This window comes from Mesorhizobium sp. M0195, assembly GCF_040322115.1.
GTDB lineage: Bacteria > Pseudomonadota > Alphaproteobacteria > Rhizobiales > Rhizobiaceae > Mesorhizobium.
The window spans coordinates 40744-57045 of sequence record NZ_JAMYSV010000006.1 but is presented as its reverse complement, the minus strand read 5'-3'; the positions used below and the strand labels follow the sequence as shown (position 1 = coordinate 57045).

General features: G+C 62.9%; 17 protein-coding genes. 4 read left to right on the top strand and 13 right to left on the bottom strand.

Annotated elements, in window-relative coordinates; genetic code table 11:
• Positions 1 to 4: 4 nt before the first annotated feature.
• The 3 genes from NKJ12_RS14700 to NKJ12_RS14690 all read right to left on the bottom strand — a co-directional run bounded on the left by NKJ12_RS14700 (position 5) and on the right by NKJ12_RS14690 (position 2369).
• Complete coding sequence (locus NKJ12_RS14700) at positions 5 to 1018, bottom strand: ribonuclease T2 (protein WP_352703447.1); 1014 nt, start codon at positions 1016 to 1018, stop codon at positions 5 to 7.
• A 119-nt stretch (positions 1019 to 1137) separates the two neighbouring features.
• Positions 1138 to 1587 carry a MarR family winged helix-turn-helix transcriptional regulator gene (locus NKJ12_RS14695; protein WP_352703444.1) on the bottom strand — a complete coding sequence of 150 codons (450 nt, stop codon included), beginning with the start codon at positions 1585 to 1587 and terminating at the stop codon, positions 1138 to 1140.
• Positions 1584 to 2369, bottom strand: a complete 786-nt coding sequence (locus tag NKJ12_RS14690; protein WP_352703442.1) for an alpha/beta fold hydrolase — start codon at positions 2367 to 2369, stop codon at positions 1584 to 1586. The genes NKJ12_RS14695 and NKJ12_RS14690 overlap by 4 nt, the downstream gene beginning before the upstream one ends.
• A 265-nt stretch (positions 2370 to 2634) precedes the next feature.
• On the opposite strand from NKJ12_RS14690, the gene NKJ12_RS14685 reads away from it, so the two are divergent.
• The 3 genes from NKJ12_RS14685 (at position 2635) to NKJ12_RS14675 (ending at position 6470) form a co-directional block, all read left to right on the top strand.
• Positions 2635 to 3570: an alpha/beta fold hydrolase gene (locus NKJ12_RS14685; RefSeq protein ID WP_352505568.1), complete on the top strand. Its 936-nt coding sequence runs from the start codon at positions 2635 to 2637 to the stop codon at positions 3568 to 3570.
• Between the two features lie 78 nt (positions 3571 to 3648).
• Complete coding sequence (locus NKJ12_RS14680; protein ID WP_352505567.1) at positions 3649 to 4824, top strand: CaiB/BaiF CoA transferase family protein; 1176 nt, start codon at positions 3649 to 3651, stop codon at positions 4822 to 4824.
• Positions 4821 to 6470, top strand: a complete 1650-nt coding sequence (locus tag NKJ12_RS14675; RefSeq protein WP_352505566.1) for a thiamine pyrophosphate-binding protein — start codon at positions 4821 to 4823, stop codon at positions 6468 to 6470. Before NKJ12_RS14680 ends, NKJ12_RS14675 begins: the two co-directional genes overlap by 4 nt.
• A gap of 67 nt (positions 6471 to 6537) precedes the next feature.
• Here NKJ12_RS14675 and NKJ12_RS14670 read toward each other — a convergent pair whose 3' ends face one another.
• From NKJ12_RS14670 to NKJ12_RS14650, 5 genes are all read right to left on the bottom strand, one after another.
• A complete protein-coding gene (locus NKJ12_RS14670) occupies positions 6538 to 6990 on the bottom strand; it encodes a CHRD domain-containing protein (RefSeq protein ID WP_254819028.1) in 453 nt (150 codons plus the stop codon).
• A gap of 147 nt (positions 6991 to 7137) precedes the next feature.
• A complete protein-coding gene (locus NKJ12_RS14665) occupies positions 7138 to 8109 on the bottom strand; it encodes an ABC transporter substrate-binding protein (protein ID WP_254819029.1) in 972 nt (323 codons plus the stop codon).
• Between the two features lie 40 nt (positions 8110 to 8149).
• Complete coding sequence (locus NKJ12_RS14660) at positions 8150 to 9286, bottom strand: ABC transporter permease (RefSeq protein WP_352505564.1); 1137 nt, start codon at positions 9284 to 9286, stop codon at positions 8150 to 8152.
• A complete protein-coding gene (locus tag NKJ12_RS14655) occupies positions 9283 to 10161 on the bottom strand; it encodes an ABC transporter permease (RefSeq protein WP_254819031.1) in 879 nt (292 codons plus the stop codon). The genes NKJ12_RS14660 and NKJ12_RS14655 overlap by 4 nt, the downstream gene beginning before the upstream one ends.
• A gap of 404 nt (positions 10162 to 10565) precedes the next feature.
• A complete protein-coding gene (locus NKJ12_RS14650; protein ID WP_352453396.1) occupies positions 10566 to 11357 on the bottom strand; it encodes an ABC transporter ATP-binding protein in 792 nt (263 codons plus the stop codon).
• A 161-nt stretch (positions 11358 to 11518) separates the two neighbouring features.
• Between NKJ12_RS14650 and NKJ12_RS14645 the strand changes: the two genes are divergently transcribed.
• Positions 11519 to 11923: a cupin domain-containing protein gene (locus NKJ12_RS14645; protein ID WP_352505563.1), complete on the top strand. Its 405-nt coding sequence runs from the start codon at positions 11519 to 11521 to the stop codon at positions 11921 to 11923.
• 35 nt (positions 11924 to 11958) lie between these two features.
• Here NKJ12_RS14645 and NKJ12_RS14640 read toward each other — a convergent pair whose 3' ends face one another.
• From NKJ12_RS14640 to NKJ12_RS14620, 5 genes are all read right to left on the bottom strand, one after another.
• A complete protein-coding gene (locus NKJ12_RS14640) occupies positions 11959 to 12327 on the bottom strand; it encodes a hypothetical protein (RefSeq protein WP_352703439.1) in 369 nt (122 codons plus the stop codon).
• Between the two features lie 2 nt (positions 12328 to 12329).
• Positions 12330 to 13781 (bottom strand): dihydropyrimidinase, encoded by a 1452-nt coding sequence (gene hydA / locus NKJ12_RS14635; protein WP_352475407.1) that lies wholly within the window; start codon positions 13779 to 13781, stop codon positions 12330 to 12332.
• 89 nt (positions 13782 to 13870) lie between these two features.
• Entirely contained in the window at positions 13871 to 14251 is a 381-nt protein-coding gene (locus NKJ12_RS14630) for an endonuclease domain-containing protein (RefSeq protein WP_352703437.1), read from the bottom strand.
• A gap of 244 nt (positions 14252 to 14495) precedes the next feature.
• Positions 14496 to 15746, bottom strand: coding sequence for a Zn-dependent hydrolase (locus NKJ12_RS14625; protein WP_352703435.1), 1251 nt, complete (start codon positions 15744 to 15746; stop codon positions 14496 to 14498).
• Between the two features lie 3 nt (positions 15747 to 15749).
• On the bottom strand, positions 15750 to 16169 hold the full coding sequence (locus tag NKJ12_RS14620) for an endonuclease domain-containing protein (RefSeq protein WP_352703432.1): 420 nt from the start codon (positions 16167 to 16169) through the stop codon (positions 15750 to 15752).
• Between the last annotated feature and the right edge of the window lie 133 nt (positions 16170 to 16302).

Genomic DNA, 16302 nt, shown 5'->3' with positions numbered 1-16302 from the left:
CTGTTTACTGGAACCCGACGGCATCGACCGCGCCCTTCGGGCAGCCGGCCTTGGCTGTAGGCGCCGAGGCAAGCAGCAGGGCACCGAGCGAAGCGTTGGAAGCGATCGGGCCGGTCAGGCCGAGCGTCAGCTCGCCGATCAGCCGCCTGCCGTTCGAGGGATCGACCACGCAGGAAACGCGGACCCGGTCGCCCGCGCCTTTGCCGAAGGTAACGTCGAAGGTGCTGCGGATCTGATCGGATGTCAGTTGCTTGCCGATGTTCTTGATGAAGAGATCGCGCACCGGCGAAGCGTTCACCGCGCGCATCAGGTTCAAGGCGTCGGAGAAATACTCCTGCTGGCTCTTGCCGTAGCAGGTGCCGTGCTTGATCCACTCGTGCCTTTCGAGTGCGGACGCGGTGCCGGGCATCACCTGGTCGAGTTCCGATCGCGTTTTCGGGTCGAGGGTGACCGGCGGCAAATCCCGCCAGTGTGCCGGATCGTCGTTCGCCTTGTCGCTTGCCGCGCCCTGGCAATAGAAATTTCCGTTCGGCTGCGGCCACAATCCATGCAAGGTGAAGTGGGTCGCATCGAAACCGGCGGCGGTCTGCGCCCGGCATTCGGTCTTGCTGGATTTGGTCTCGCAGAAAGCCGGCTGCCAGCTCAGCGCGAAGACATATTCCGGCTTTCCGGACGCCGATGGCTTGTTCGGCTCGGCAGGCGCCGGTGCAGCCGGCATCGTCGACGCGCTGTCGCCCGAAACATGACCGCAGCTGATCTTGACCCAGCGGCGCTCCGGATCGGCGCCCGGCACGCGAATGAGATAGTGCGTGGGCGCGTCCTTGTTGCCGGCCAGCAGATCATAACTCTGACCAGCCGCGGTCGAGACATTGCCGGGATTCTTGGCGCTCTTGATCGCCTGCGTTGCCGGACAGGCGGCATCGGCGACGAAAGAGCCGGTCATCTTCACATCGGCCCGCGCCGCGCTTGCGCCAGCAAACGCAAGAAACACCGTCCCCCATATCGCCCAAATCCGCATTCCGGCACTCCTCGTGATTCACGCCGCAAGCTAGAAACTTGCGACATGTCAGAATTACGATTTCTTTCGCCGGCCGTAAAAACAATCGCCAGCGCATTGAGAGGCTCCCGCGTGGTCGATCAGGATCCGCCCGCCTCCACCCGTTCCGTCAGGGTGCGCAGCAGATCAAGCGAGGCTTTCAGCGCGTCGGCGTCCATACCCTCCGAAATGCGGTTCGCCCAAACATGCTGGCGTGTGCCGATATTCTTGACCGCTGCCCGGCCGGCATCGGTTATCGACAACAGCTTGGCGCGGCGATGCGCCGGGTTGTCGGCGTAGACGGCAAGCCCCTCCGCAGCCAGTATGTCGGCCAGCCGCTGTACACTCTGACGGGCGAGACCCATGTCGCGGGCGATGTCGGCCACAGATTTCGGCTCCTTCAAAACTGCACCCAAAACCTGCCAGCGCGCTGCCGTCAGCCCGGTTGGAGCGGCCAGCCGGTCGGCCGCATCCAGAAAACTGCCGTTCATCCTGAACACGGCAAGCACCAGTTCGGTGAGCACATTTGCCGCTTCGGTCCTGGTCGTCATTTCTGGCCGGCCTCGATGGTCGCGACGAAATTATTAACGGCTTCGGCTACGGCCTCGGGCTTGTCAAGCATCACCCAATGGCCGCTGCCCGCCACGATCTGGCGCGGAATGTCCGTGCGCAGCCGGTGGAGCGCGGCTGGAGTGTCACTGGCCTCGGTAGCCAAAACGAACATAGGCCCGCGATACGCATCGAGTGCCGGCTCCGGGTTCCATTCGGCCAGCGCCTTGCCGACACCTGCCCTCGCCGCCGGATCGACCACTGCCGCATCGGCCAGAACACGCTGGCGAACAGCCGCGTTAGGGCCGGCAATCGACGTGTAATAGGCGTTCAGGACATCACGGCCTTGCGGACCGGCCAGATCGCGGACAAAGCCGTCACGAATCGCCTGCGGCAGCGCACGAGGATCGGTCGCCGGGTCGACGAGCAAGACACCGGCGACCCGGTCGGCATGGCTGGCGGCATAAGCGAGCGCCACGCCACCGCCGCCGCTGTGCGCGACAATGAGAAACCGCTTCAGGCCAAACGCGTCGGCCACGGCACCGACATCCATTGCACGACCGTCATAACCGTAGTCACCGTCCTGCGCCGGCGCGGAGGCGCCATGACCGCGAAAATCGAAGGCTACCGCCTCGCGGCCTTCGACGGAGAGCTGCATCACGCGGTCCCAGTGGGAAGCGCGGCTGCAATCTCCATGCAGGAACATGATCGGCAGGCCATTGCCGGCCTTGATCCTGTAAGTGGCAAGCTGGCCTTGCGGGCCTGGAACAGTGGACGTCATCATGGTCATCTCCCTGGTTTCCTGACTGAAAGCAGCAATCCCTGACAACAGGGTGGCCGTCGTGAAGGCGAAGCCCGCCAGCAAGATTGCACGCCGCGAAATGGCCCCGGTGGTTTTCACAGTCATACCGCCAATCTGCCGCTGACCATTTGACAGTATGCTGTCATGCAATCACATTGACAGCATGCTGTCAATTACGTCGAATGGGCACCTACGTCCCTTGACGTCGATCGCTGCGTCGCCCAACAGTCGCCGACGGGAGCGAGACATGCCATTTGACAAGCAGAGGATGCTGGCATCGCCGACGGGCGCCGAGCTCAACCTTTATGTGAAACACGCCAGCGGCCAACCGCACGCCATTGTCCAGATCAATCACGGGCTGGCCGAGCACGCGGCGCGCTATGCCCGCTTCGCCGATTTCCTCGGCGAGCGCGGCTACCAGGTCTACGCGCACGACCACCGTGGCCACGGCGCCACCAAGGCGCCCGATGCGCCACCGGGCAGGTTCGCCGATGCGGATGGCGGTGCCAAGGTCATCGCCGATGTCGCCGCCGTCCATGATCTCATCGCCAGGGAACAACCTGGCCTGCCGGTCATCGTCTTCGGTCACTCCTTGGGCGCGTCGGTCGCGCTGAACTTTGTCCTCCGCCACTCGCCACGCATCCATGCCGCCGCGATCTGGAACGGCAATTTCTCGGCCGGACTGCTCGGCCAAATCGCGCTGGGCGTGCTTGCCTGGGAAAGGTTCCGGCTTGGCTCAGACGTCCCGTCGCGCATGCTGCCCCGGCTGACGTTCCGGGCCTGGGGCAAGGCAGTGCCCGATCGCCGGACGCCATTCGACTGGCTGTCGCGCGATGCCGCCGAAGTCGAGAAATACATCGCCGACCCGCTCTGCGGCTGGGACGCATCGGTGTCGATGTGGCAGGACATCGTCAAGATGACGCTGCATTGCGGCAGCGACCGCAATTTTTCCGGCGTGCGGCGCGACCTGTTCGTCAATCTGGTCGGAGGCGAGCAAGATCGGGCCTCGGACAGCGGCAAGGCGGTCAGCCATCTTGCCGGCCGGATGCACATGATGGGTTTTTCGAATCTCGTTTCAAAGGTTTACGCCAAAACTCGCCATGAAAGCCTGAACGAGATCAACCGAGACGTCATCATGGAGGATTTTGCCGCCTGGGCCGACCGCGTGCTGAGGGCACAGTGATACTGGCCCATTGCAAGGGCCGTGACAGCGGCGCGCGGGATTGATAGAGGCTGCGCTTTCGACCAACCATGGTGATCCATGACTGAGCCGCCGCTCAAAGGCATCCGCGTCATCGAACTCGCACGCATCCTTGCCGGGCCATGGGCCGGGCAGCTGCTTGCCGACCTCGGCGCCGACGTGATCAAGGTCGAGAGCCCGGACGGCGGCGACGACACCCGCAAATGGGGACCGCCCTTCGTCATCGGCCATGACGGCGAGAACCTTTCAGCCGCTTATTACCATTCCTGCAACCGCGGCAAGCGCTCCATCGCTATTGACTTCTCGACGCCCGAGGGTGCCGAGACGGTGCGCCGGCTGGTCGCGACATCGGATGTGCTGATCGAAAACTTCAAGGTCGGCGGACTGAAGAAATACGGCCTCGATTATGACAGCCTGAGGAAAATCAACCCACGGCTGATCTATTGCTCGATCACCGGTTTTGGCCAGTCGGGGCCGTACGCGCCGCGCGCCGGCTATGATTTCATCATCCAGGGCATGGCCGGCATGATGTCGATCACCGGCGAAGCCGGGCGCGAACCGCAAAAGGCGGGCGTCGCTATATCGGATGTTTTCACCGGGCTTTATTCGGTCATCGCCATCCAGGCGGCGCTTCGCCATGCCGAGAAGACGGGCGAAGGCCAGCATATCGACATGGCGCTCTACGACACCCAGATCTCGACGCTCGGCAACCAGAACCTCAACTACCTCGTCTCCGGACAGTCGCCGGTGCAGATGGGCAATGCGCATATGAACATCGCGCCCTACGAAGTGGTGCCGGTGAAAAATGGCCACATCATCCTGGCGGTCGGCAATGACGGCCAGTTCGCAAAGTTCTGCGCTGCCGTCGGCCTCGACGAGCTGGCGTCGAATCCTGACTTCGCCACCAATCCCGCCCGCGTCGCCAACCGGGCAAAGCTGCGCGAGCACATGATAGAGGCGCTGAAGGCCTTCGATCGCGATCCGCTGCTGGCCAGGCTCGAAGCCGCTGGGGTTCCTGCCAGCCCGATCAATAACATCGGCCAGATGTTTGCCGACCCGCAGACCATAGCGCGCGGCATGCGGCTCGACCTCGATGACGGCCATGGCAATCTCTTGCCCTCGGTGCGGGCGCCGATGGTCATGTCCGGCACGCCGCTGGTCTATGAACGTCCGTCACCGCGTCTCGGCGAACACACCGAAGAAATCCTTGCCGAACTGGAGAGGTCAGGAAAATGAAGACCGGCGGACAACTCATCGTCGATGCGCTCGAAGCCAACGGAACGGACCGTATCTATTGCGTGCCCGGCGAATCCTATCTGGCGGTGCTCGACGCGCTGCACGACTCGCCGATCCGCACCATCGTCTGCCGCCAGGAGGGCGGTGCCGCGATGATGGCCGACTGCCACGGCCGCCTGACCGGCAAGCCCGGCATCTGCTTCGTCACCCGCGGCCCAGGCGCCACCAATGCCTCGGCCGGCATCCACATCGCGATGCAGGATTCGGTCCCCCTGATCCTGTTCATTGGCCAGGTCGCCAGCCACGCCAAGGGGCGCGAGGCTTTTCAGGAAGTCGACTACGTCAGGTTCTTCGGTGATATCGCCAAATGGGTGGTCGAGATCGACGACGCCGCACGCATCCCCGAATTTGTCACGCGGGCCTTTTCGGTGGCGACCTCCGGCCGGCCCGGCCCGGTCGTCATCTCGCTGCCCGAGGACATGCTGACCAGCCTCGCCGAGGCACCGCAAGCCCGGCATTACACCCCTGTCGAGACGCGGCCCGGCGAAGTCGAGCTCGACGCGCTGGAAGTGTTGCTCAACAAGGCAAAGCAGCCCTTCGTCATCCTTGGCGGTACGCGCTGGGATGCGCAGGCTGTTGCCCAGATGCGGACGATAGCCGAAGCCTGGTCGCTGCCGGTCGGCTGCTCCTTCCGCCGCCAGATGCTGTTCGACCATCTCCACCCGAATTATGCCGGCGATGTCGGCATCGGCATCAACCCCAAGGTAGCAACCGCCATCAAGCAGGCCGACCTCGTGCTGCTCATCGGCGGCCGTATGGGCGAGATGCCGTCATCCGACTACACGCTGCTGAAGAGCCCCTACCCCGACCAGACGCTGGTCCATGTCCATGCCGACGCGGGCGAGCTCGGCCGCGTCTACCGGCCGGCGCTGGCGATCAATGCCTCGCCTGCTGCTTTCGTCGAAGCCTTTGCCCGACGCAAGCCGGCTGCAACGCCGGTGTGGGCGGCTGAGGCAGCGAAGCTGCATTCCGCCTATCTCGACTGGTCGACGCCTCCGGAGAGCGGCCCCGGCGCCGTCCAGATGGGGCCGATCATGAATTATCTCGAAACGATACTGCCGGACGACGCCATCCTCACCAACGGCGCCGGCAACTACGCCACCTGGGTGCATCGTTACCATCGCTTCCGGCGTTTCGGCACGCAGGCAGCACCCACATCCGGCTCGATGGGCTACGGCACGCCGGCGGCGGTCGCCGCCAAGCAGCTCTATCCCGACCGCGACGTGATCGCCTTCGCCGGCGACGGTTGTTTCCTGATGAACGGCCAGGAATTCGCCACCGCCGTGCAATACGCACTGCCGATCATCGTCGTTGTCGTCAACAACGGCATCTACGGCACGATCCGCATGCACCAGGAGCGCGAATATCCCGGCCGTGTCGTCGCCACGGATTTGAAGAATCCCGACTTCGCGGCGCTCGCGCGTGCCTATGGTGGTCATGGCGAAACAGTCGAGAAGACCGCCGACTTCGCGCCGGCCTTCGAACGCGCCCGCGCCAGCGGCAAACCGTCGATCGTCGAGATCAGGCTCGATCCCGAGGCAATCACGCCGACGCGGACCATGACCCAGATACGGGACAGGGCCTGAGCGCCAACGGGAGGTCGAATCCCTTCCCAAGCTTCAACAGGTTGATCGCAGCGCTATGATCGCTGCGCTACATCGTCGACGGCGCCTTTTCTATCTGCCCGCGGATCTCGCCATCCGCGTGGGCCGCGGTGTGGATGTTGACGTAGTACTTGCCCGCCTCCAAATCGGTCGCCTGGGCATCGGTCAACGTCGCCGAGCCCTTGATCGGGCTCCTCAGCTTGCCTTCGAACGGTATCACCGGGTCGGCGTTTTCGCCCTTTGCCGCCGGGCCGTGAATGTGTGCGGCCTTCGCCGGCCCGCTGAGGCCGGAATATCTCACTGTCCAGCTGAGTTTCTTGGTTGTGGTGTTGAACCTGAGCGTGGCGGTGCCCTTGCCCTTCGTTGTGACGGGCGGGCTCTGCTGAGCACCATCGAGCGTCGCAGTCATCTTTATGGTTTCGGCCAGGGCCGGTGAAGCAGAGAAGATGGCTGCAGAAATGGCCAGCGCCGAAAGCATCGGCGTGAAGGACTGGATGCGCATGGAAACCTCCGTTGTGACACCCTTGAGGCGGATGCACCGGCACAACGATTTTGCAAGCGGATGTTTCCGCCGGTAACGTTCATTTTACATCCCACTAAAAAGGGGCGGTCGCCCGCCCCTTTTCCGCTACAAGCCAGTTTGACAGCCCTATTTGATGGCCTTGTCGGTGATCGCCGTCGTGTAGGCGCCGGTAGGCTCCTTGCTGATGATCTTCTGGTCGAGCAGCGCCTTGGCGGTGCGCTCGTAGGTCGCCGGATCGAGCTTGCCATCGGCATTGTCGATCAGCTTGGCGACTTCGCCCATCATGCGTTTCTGGTGATTCTCGTCCTGGCCGCCATTGTCCATGACGATGCCGGCCGCTTCGTCGGAATTGTCGACGGCGTATTTCCAACCCTTCATCGAAGCGCGCACGAAACGCACCATCTTGTCCTCGAAGGCCGGATCCTTGAGCTTGTCCTCCAGGGCATAGAGCCCGTCTTCGAGCAGATCGTTGCCCATGGCGGAATAGTTGAAGACGGTCAGCTCTTCCGGCTTGTAGCCGGCGTCGATGAGCTGCCAGTACTCGTTATAGGTCATCACCGAAATGCAATCCGCCTGCTTCTGGATCAGCGGCTGCACGTCAAAGCTCTGCTTGAGCACGGTGACGCCGTCCGGCCCGCCATCGGTCTTGAGGCCAAGCTTGTTCATCCAAGCATAGAATGGATACTCGTTGCCGAAGAACCAGACGCCGAGCGTGTGGCCCTTGAAGTCGGCTTCTGTCTTGACCGGCCCGTCCTTCGGGCAGACCAGCTCCATACCGGCTTTCTTGAACGGCTGGGCGATGTTGACCAGCGGCACGCCCTTTTCGCGGGCAGCCAGCGCGCCGCCCATCCAGTCGACGATGACGTCGGCGCCGCCGCCGGCGATGACCTGCTCCGGCGCAATATCAGGACCGCCGGGCTTGATCTCGACGTCGAGGCCTTCGGCCTCATAGAAGCCCTTGTCCTTGGCGACATAATAGCCGGCAAACTGGGCCTGCGTGACCCATTTCAGCTGCAGCGTCACCTTGTCCGCGGCCATCGCCTGGAACGCGGCAAGCGACATCGCGCCGGCCAGCATCGAAACAACTAGTCTTTTCATGTTTTTACCCTCTGAAGTTAGCGCCCTAAACCCACCGCCCCTATCCACCACGGACAGAGGGATGCCAAAACGTGATTGCTCTCTCGAAAAAAGCGACCACGCCATAAAAGACCGAACCCGCAAGTGCTGCAACTGCGATTTCGGCCCACACCATGTCGATGTTCATCCGGCCGACTTCCGTCGAAATGCGGAACCCCATGCCGACCACCGGGGTGCCGAAGAACTCGGCGACGATGGCGCCGATCAGCGCCAGCGTCGAATTGATCTTCAACGCATTGAAGATGAAGGGCGCGGCCGCCGGCAGCCGCAGCTTGAACAGCGTCTGCCAATAGCTCGAGGCATAGGTGCGCATCAGGTCGCGCTCCATATGGCCGGAGGCGGCAAGCCCGGCGACGGTGTTCACCAGCATCGGGAAGAAGGTCATGATGATGACCACCGCTGCCTTCGACTGCCAGTCGAAGCCGAACCACATGACCATGATCGGCGCGACGCCGATGATCGGCAGCGCCGATACCATATTGCCGATCGGCAAAAGCCCGCGCCGCAGGAACGGCACGCGGTCGGCGGCGATGGCAACGAGGAAGCCGGCGCTGCTCCCCACCACATAGCCGAAGATGACCGCCTTGAAGATGGTCTGCCTGACATCGGCCCCCAGCACCGGCAGCGAGCCGACGATGCGGGCACCGATGGCGCTTGGCGGCGGCAGCAGGATGAAGGGAATGCCGGCACCACGCGTCACCGCTTCCCAGATGATCAGGATCCAGGCGCCGAAGATGGCCGGAATGATCAAGCGCAGGGCGGTTGACGCCCAGCGCGATATCGGGCGAAACGACGACAAGACCGTGACGCAGCGCCAGGCCAAAAACCACGCGGCGGCGAGCAGCAGATAGAAGGATGCGCGAGCGCTGCCCTCATTGCCGGTTATGCCGGCGAGCAGCATCCACGCCGCGCCATGCGCGCCAAGGAACAGCAACACCACCCCGATCATCGGTGGAAAGTTGTCGGCCTCGATTGCCACGAGCAGCAGAATGAAAATCGAAACCGTAGTCGCCATGCCGTAACCGGGCGTAGCACTGACGAGCGGCAAAACAAGCAGCGCGCCGACAAACAGGACAAGCGCGGCATACCCCTGCCAGGATCGAGGCGTGATTGAGGAAAGGCTCAGGATGGAGCTCATGCCGGCCTCCCGCCCATGGCGCGGTCGACAAGGCGCCCGGCAATGCCGACCAGCATAACCAGCAGCGCCGCCACCACCGACCCGGCAACCAGCGCCGACCAGATGTCGATGGTCTGGCTGTAATAGGCGCCGGCGAGCAGTTTGGCGCCAATGCCGGCGACGGCGCCGGTCGGCAGCTCGCCGACGATGGCGCCGACCAGGCTGGCGGCCACCGCCACCTTCATCGAGGTGAACAGGAACGGCACCGAGGCCGGCACCCGCAATTTCCAGAAGGTCTGCGAAGGACTGGCATTATAGGTGTGCATCAAGTCGAGATGGGTAAGCTCGGGCGAGCGAAGCCCCTTCACCATGCCGACCGCCACCGGGAAGAACGACAGATAGGTCGAGATCAGCGCCTTCGGGATCAGCCCGGTGATGCCGACAGCGGCCAGCACAACGATGATCATCGGTGCCACCGCCAGGATCGGAATGGTCTGCGAGGCGATGATCCACGGCATCAGGCTGCGGTCGAGCGTCGCCACATGCACGATGCCGACGGCGATGACGATGCCGAGCGCCGTGCCGAAGGCAAAGCCGAGCAGCGTCGACGACAGCGTCACCCAGGCATTGTAGACAAGGCTGCGGTTCGAGGTGATGCTGCGCAGAAAGGTGTTTTCGAAAAAATTCACTGCCACCTGATGCGGCGCCGGCAGCGTCGGCTTCGGCTGCGCCAGCGTCTTGCCGATGAATTCCACAATACCCGGTGTCTGATTGGCGCGGCGGTCGAGATCGCGCTGGAACGGCGTGTTGAGGATGACAGCCATGACGTACCAGACGACGACAACGCCCAGAAGGATCGAGGTCACCGGAACGATCTTGTCGCGAAACGAGTCCATTCTAGCAGGCCTCGCCGGGTAAGCGCCCTCCTCTCCCCAACGGGGAGAGGGTGGCTGGAGCGAAGCGGAGGCCGGGTGAGGATGACCTCGCTTTCGTCATCCTAGGGCGCAGCAAGGAGCGAAGCGACGCGGCGCAGACCCTAGGATCCATGCCGTTACCTTCCCGCTCCGAAGCGGTGCTGAAAATAGCTCCCTCTCTGGAAGGAACGGCGCTTGCGGTGGCTTGCCCGGCGCTTATTCTCGACCGCTTGCGCGTTTCGGCCGACGTCACGGCATGGATCCTAGGGTCTGCGCACGCCGCTTCGCGGCGGCTCCGCCCTAGGATGACGAATGCACGGTTAGCGCCTCCCTCGCGAGGGCGATGCACCTCCTGTGTCGAACGCGCAAGCCCGTTCCGCGCCGCCTCAATCATCATAGCTGTGCCCCGCCCTCAGCCCGTCCCGCACCCGCGCGGCGATGGCCAGGAACTCCGGCGTCTCGCGGATATCGAGCGGCCGCTTTTTCGGCAGCGTCGATTCTATGACGTCGCTGACACGCCCCGGGCGCGGCGACATGACGACGATGCGCGTCGACAGATACACCGCCTCGGGGATCGAATGCGTTACGAAGCAGATGGTCTTGTTGGTTCGTTCCCAAAGCTCCAGCAACTGTTCGTTGAGGTGATCGCGCACGATCTCGTCGAGCGCGCCGAACGGCTCGTCCATCAACAAAAGGTCGGCATCGAAGGCGAGCGCCCGCGCGATCGAGGCGCGCTGCTGCATGCCGCCCGAGAGCTGCCAGGGGTATTTCTTCTCGAAGCCGCTGAGGTTGACGAGGTCGAGGGTTCGCTTGATACGCGCCGCCTGCTCCGCCCTAGACAGGCCCATGATCTCGAGCGGCAGCGCCACATTGCGCTCGATCGTGCGCCACGGATAAAGTGCGGCCGCCTGGAAGACATAGCCATAGGCGCGGCTCTGGCGCGCCTGCTCGGGCGTCATGCCGTTGACGGAGATGGCTCCCGATGTCGGCTTCTCCAGATCGGCGATCACGCGCAGCAAGGTCGTCTTGCCGCAACCGGACGGCCCGATGAAGGACACGAATTCGCCCTTGCCGATGGTCAGGTCGACATTCGACAGCGCCTGCACCGGACCATCGTTGGTCTGGAAGGTCAGGCCAAGCTTGCTTGCCGAAACAACGGCTGGCGATACTCCCGTCATCGGCCGTAGCCTGTCGCTTCCGGCCACTGCGGCGCCGGCCGGAATCCCATTGATTTTATCCCGATGTTGCTTTCCACTCGCCCAGTCCTACTCGCCCCAGTTTTACTCGCCTCAGTTCGACGCGCCCTTGTCCCATCACATAGACGCCCGGAGTTGCCCCGATGTCGCCCAAACCGACGTGCCATCTTATCCGCCCTGAAAGCTCTTATGAAGGCAAACAGGGCCTGAGTTATTTCGCCGGCATCGCCGCCGAAACAGTCGGCTCGTCCGGCATCTGCATGCATCTGCTGACCATGCCGCCGGGTGCCCGCGCCAAGGCGCATTTGCACGAAAACCATGAAACCGCGATCTATGTGCTCTCCGGCGAAGTCCATACCTGGTATGGCGACCGGCTTGAACAGCATATCGTGGTCAAGGCCGGCGATCTTTTCTACATTCCGGCCGGCGTGCCGCATCTGCCGGCCAATCTGAGCGACAGCCCCGCCTCGGCGGTCATTGCCCGCACCGATCCCAACGAACAGGAAAGCGTCGTCCTGCTGCCGGAACTGGACGGGTTGGTCGCCTGAAGCCGGCATCGAGGCGGCGGCCGTCATCGGCACCGTCACGAACATGATTTCAGCGGCCCTATCTCCTCAAGGCCGGGAATGGTCACGAAGAAACCGTCCCCTCCTTTGTTGACGACCTTGACGACATCCGTGGTCGTCCCGTCCTCGCCCTCGGCGAAACAGGTGGAGTTCAACAACTGGGTGCCAGGCATCGCCGTCAATCGCTGTGCGAACTCGCAGCCGCTGCCATAGGTTTCGACGCCGTCGGCGGTCAGCACGACATAATCGTCGCTGTCGTGATAACCGAGCCGTACGCCAGTGCAACCGACCTCATTGCCATAGGAACCGGCAAGGACGTCAGCCGCCGCCGGCCCGGCGGCAAGGATCACCGCGGCCAGTGAGATAATCGCACCGTGGCTCGCCAAGCTCAAACGCCCGTCGCCGGGATGCCTGTACGTTCCACCTTGCGCGGCGCGGAAATCTCCTTCCAGGTCGACAGTGCCCGGTTGACCGCCGCGTTGGGCTCGCGAGCGACGAACTCGCCATGGCCGGGCTTTGCCTTGACTTCGTTTTCCTCGATCGACAGTTCGCCGCGCGAAAAGACGAAGCGCGGCAGGCCGGTCACCTCGAAACCTTCGAAGACGTTGTAGTCGATCACCGACTGCTGCTTCTTGGCCGTGATCTTCTTCTTGCGCTTCGGGTCCCAGACGAGGATGTCGGCGTCCGCGCCTTCGACGATGGCGCCCTTCTTCGGGTACATGTTGAGTATCTTGGCGATGTTGGTCGAGGTCACCGCGACGAACTCGTTCATCGTCAGCCGGCCGGTGTTGACGCCGGTCGTCCACAGCACCGGCAAACGATCCTCGAGCCCGCCGGTGCCATTCGGAATCTTGGTGAAGTCGCCGACGCCGTTGCGCTTCTGTTTGGTGGTGAAGGCACAATGGTCGGTCGCCACCACTTGCAGCGACCCGGCCTGCAGGCCGGCCCACAGCGAATCCTGGTGCCATTTGTTGCGGAAGGGCGGGCTCATGACGCGGCGTGCCGCATGGTCCCAGTCCTTGTTGAAATACTCGCTCTCGTCCAGCGTAAGATGCTGGATCAGCGGCTCGCCGAACACTCGCATGCCTTTCTGCCGCGCGCGGCGGATGGCCTCGTGCGCTTGCTCGCAGGAGACATGCACGACATACAGCGGCACGCCAGCCATGTCGGCTATCATGATGGCGCGGTTGGTCGCCTCGCCTTCCACTTCCGGCGGGCGCGAATAGGCGTGCCCCTCCGGGCCGTTGTTGCCCGCCGCCAGCAGCTTCTGCGACAGGGCGGCCACCACGTCGCCATTCTCAGCATGGACCAGCGGCAGCGCGCCAAGATCGGCGCAGCGCTGGAACGACGAATAGAGCTCGTCGTCGTCGACCATCAGCGCGCCCTTGTAGGCCATGAAATGCTTGAACGAGGTAATGCCCCTGTCGACGACGGTGGCCATTTCGTCGAACACCTGCTTGCCCCACCAGGTGATCGCCATGTGGAAGGAATAATCGCAGGACGCCTTCGAGGTCTTGTTGTCCCACATCTGCAGGGCCTCGAGCAGCGATTGCTGCGGCGATGGCAGGCAGAAATCGACGACCATCGTCGTGCCGCCGGCAAGGGCCGCGCGGGTGCCGGATTCGAAGTCATCGGCCGAATAGGTGCCCATGAACGGCATTTCGAGATGGGTATGCGGGTCGATGCCGCCTGGCATCACATAGCAGCCGCTGGCGTCGAACTCATGGTCGCCATGCAGATCCGGTCCGATGCCGATGATCTTGCCGTGCTTGAACAGCACATCGGCCTTCCACGTCCGGTCGGCGGTGACGATGGTGCCATTCTTGATGACTTTGGTCATTTTCTTGTTCCCTTGTTCTCTCGCGCTTCTTGTGAGCGTCTTGTCGGTGTTACAGGTTGGGTCAGGACCAACGGGGCTGTAAATGGCCTCTACATGACTCCAACTTCCCGCAGTATCTCTTCGATACACCCGTCGAAAGATTCCGCCAGATCTCCGGTCGAAAACCGCAGCACACGATAGCCCTGCCGGCCAAACCATGCATCGCGTACTCGATCCTTGTCCATTTGCTCCGGCGTGAAGTGATGCTCTCCGTCTACTTCGATGACGAGGTTCTTCTCATGCAAAACGAAGTCCGCGACGTAAGGTCCGATCGGCGCCTGCTTTCTCGCATGCAGCCCATAGAGGCGACGGAACTCCTTCAACTCAGACCAGAGCTTGCGCTCGCCTTCCGTCATGTTCCGGCGCAGCATCCTTGCACGCTTGATGGCGGCTGGATCGATGGCGCTCGGTGCCAAGACGAGTACCCCCACCCTCAATCTCTTCCCGCAAAGGCAGAGAAATCGCATAAGAATTTTTTGCGAAGAGGGACCCCCACCCTAACCCTCCCCACAAGGGGGAGGGAATGCTGCCGCGCAATCCGACTTACGACCTTGGCGTTGGAAACGTTGGTAATTTGCCGCAGATCAACGCCGACAGGAGTTCCCTCCCCCTTGTGGGGAGGGTTAGGGTGGGGGTCCCTCTTCGCAAGAATCCATCTGGTCCAGCCCAAACCTCTCACGCCACAATCACCGCCGTCTCGACCACCGCATGAAACAGCACGTCGGCGCCGGCCGCTGCCCATTCCTTGGTGATTTCCTCGGCCTCGTTGTGGCTGAGACCGTCGACGCAAGGGCACATCACCATTGCGGTGGGCGCAACGCGGTTGATCCAGCAAGCGTCATGGCCGGCGCCCGAGACGATATTGCGATGCGTATATCCCAAGCGCTCCGCCGCATCCCGCACAGCCTTGACGCAGCCCGCGTCGAAGGTGACCGGGTCGAAATGGCCGACCTGCTCGATTTGATATTTGATGTCGAGCGCATCGCAGATCGTGTCGATGCCTTCGCGGATGCGCCCGTCCATGGCGTCCAGCACCTCCTTTTCCGGCGAGCGGATGTCGATGGTGAAGACGGTGCGCCCAGCAATGATGTTGCGCGAGTTCGGATAGACCTCCATATGGCCCACTGCGCCGACGGCGTCGGGTTGGTAGTCCATGGCGATCTCGTGCACCAATTCGATCACCCGCGCCATGCCGAGCCCGGCATTGCGCCGCTTCGGCATCGGCGTCGAGCCGGTGTGCGCCTCCTTGCCGGTCAGCGTCACCTGCAGCCATTTCAACCCTTGCCCATGGGTGACGACACCGATGTCGATGCCTTCATCCTCGAGGATCGGGCCCTGCTCGATATGCAATTCAAAGAAGGCGTGGATCTTTCGGTCACCGACTTTCTCGGTGCCCTTCCAGCCGATCCGTTCGAGTTCCTCGCCGAATTTCTTGCCGTCCTTGTCGACATGTGAATAGACGTCGGCCTGGTCGAGCACGCCGGCGAATACCCCGGACGCCATCATCGCCGGCGCAAAGCGGGCGCCTTCCTCGTTGGTCCAGTTGGTGACGACGATCGGGTGCTTGGTCTTGATGCCGAGATCGTTGAGCGAGCGCACGACCTCCAGGCCGCCGAGCACGCCGAGCACGCCGTCATACTTGCCGCCGGTCGGTTGGGTGTCGAGATGGCTTCCGACATAGACCGGCGGCAGGCTGGGGTCGGTGCCTTCCCGACGGGCAAACATCGTGCCCATCTCGTCGACGCCCATTTCGAGCCCCGCCTCATCGCACCAGCGCTTGAATAGGTGCCGCCCTTCGCCGTCCTCGTCGGTAACGGTCTGGCGATTATTGCCGCCGGCAATGCCGGGGCCGATCTTCGCCATCTCCATTATCGAATCCCACAAACGGTCTGAATTGATTCGCAGATTCTCGCCGGGGGCGGCCATATTCTAAAACCTCATCGGTTGCGGCACGCCAGCCTCCCCCTCCCCCTCGAGGGGAGGGTGGCCGCGAAGCGGTCGGGTGGGGTCGGCTGACATGCGCGCGACCTTCTCCTTGACCACCTGTGCGACATGCCAAGCGCTGTTTATGACATCGGGCTCATCGACGCGAAAGATATTGAACCCAAGCGATCGCAGATAGGCATCACGGACGGCGTCGTGCCGTTTGCCCTTCTCCTGTTCGTGCAAGTCGCCATCCACTTCCACCACCAGCTTTACAGCGAGGCAAGCGAAGTCGACGATATACGGTCCGATGGGGCACTGGCGCCGGAACTTGATGCCGGCCGATTTCAGCTCGCGCAGTTCATACCAAAGCAGGGATTCGCCCTTGGTCGCGTGAACTCGCAGCGCCCGTGCCTTTTGGCGCATTTCGAAGCTCACACGGGTACGGGGCATCAAAAACGACCTCGCAGCAAAGGATCAGGTCGGCGCACTGCCGCACCGACCCCACCCGGCCGCTTCGCGGCCACCCTCCCCTCAAGGGGGAGGGATATCCGCGCCC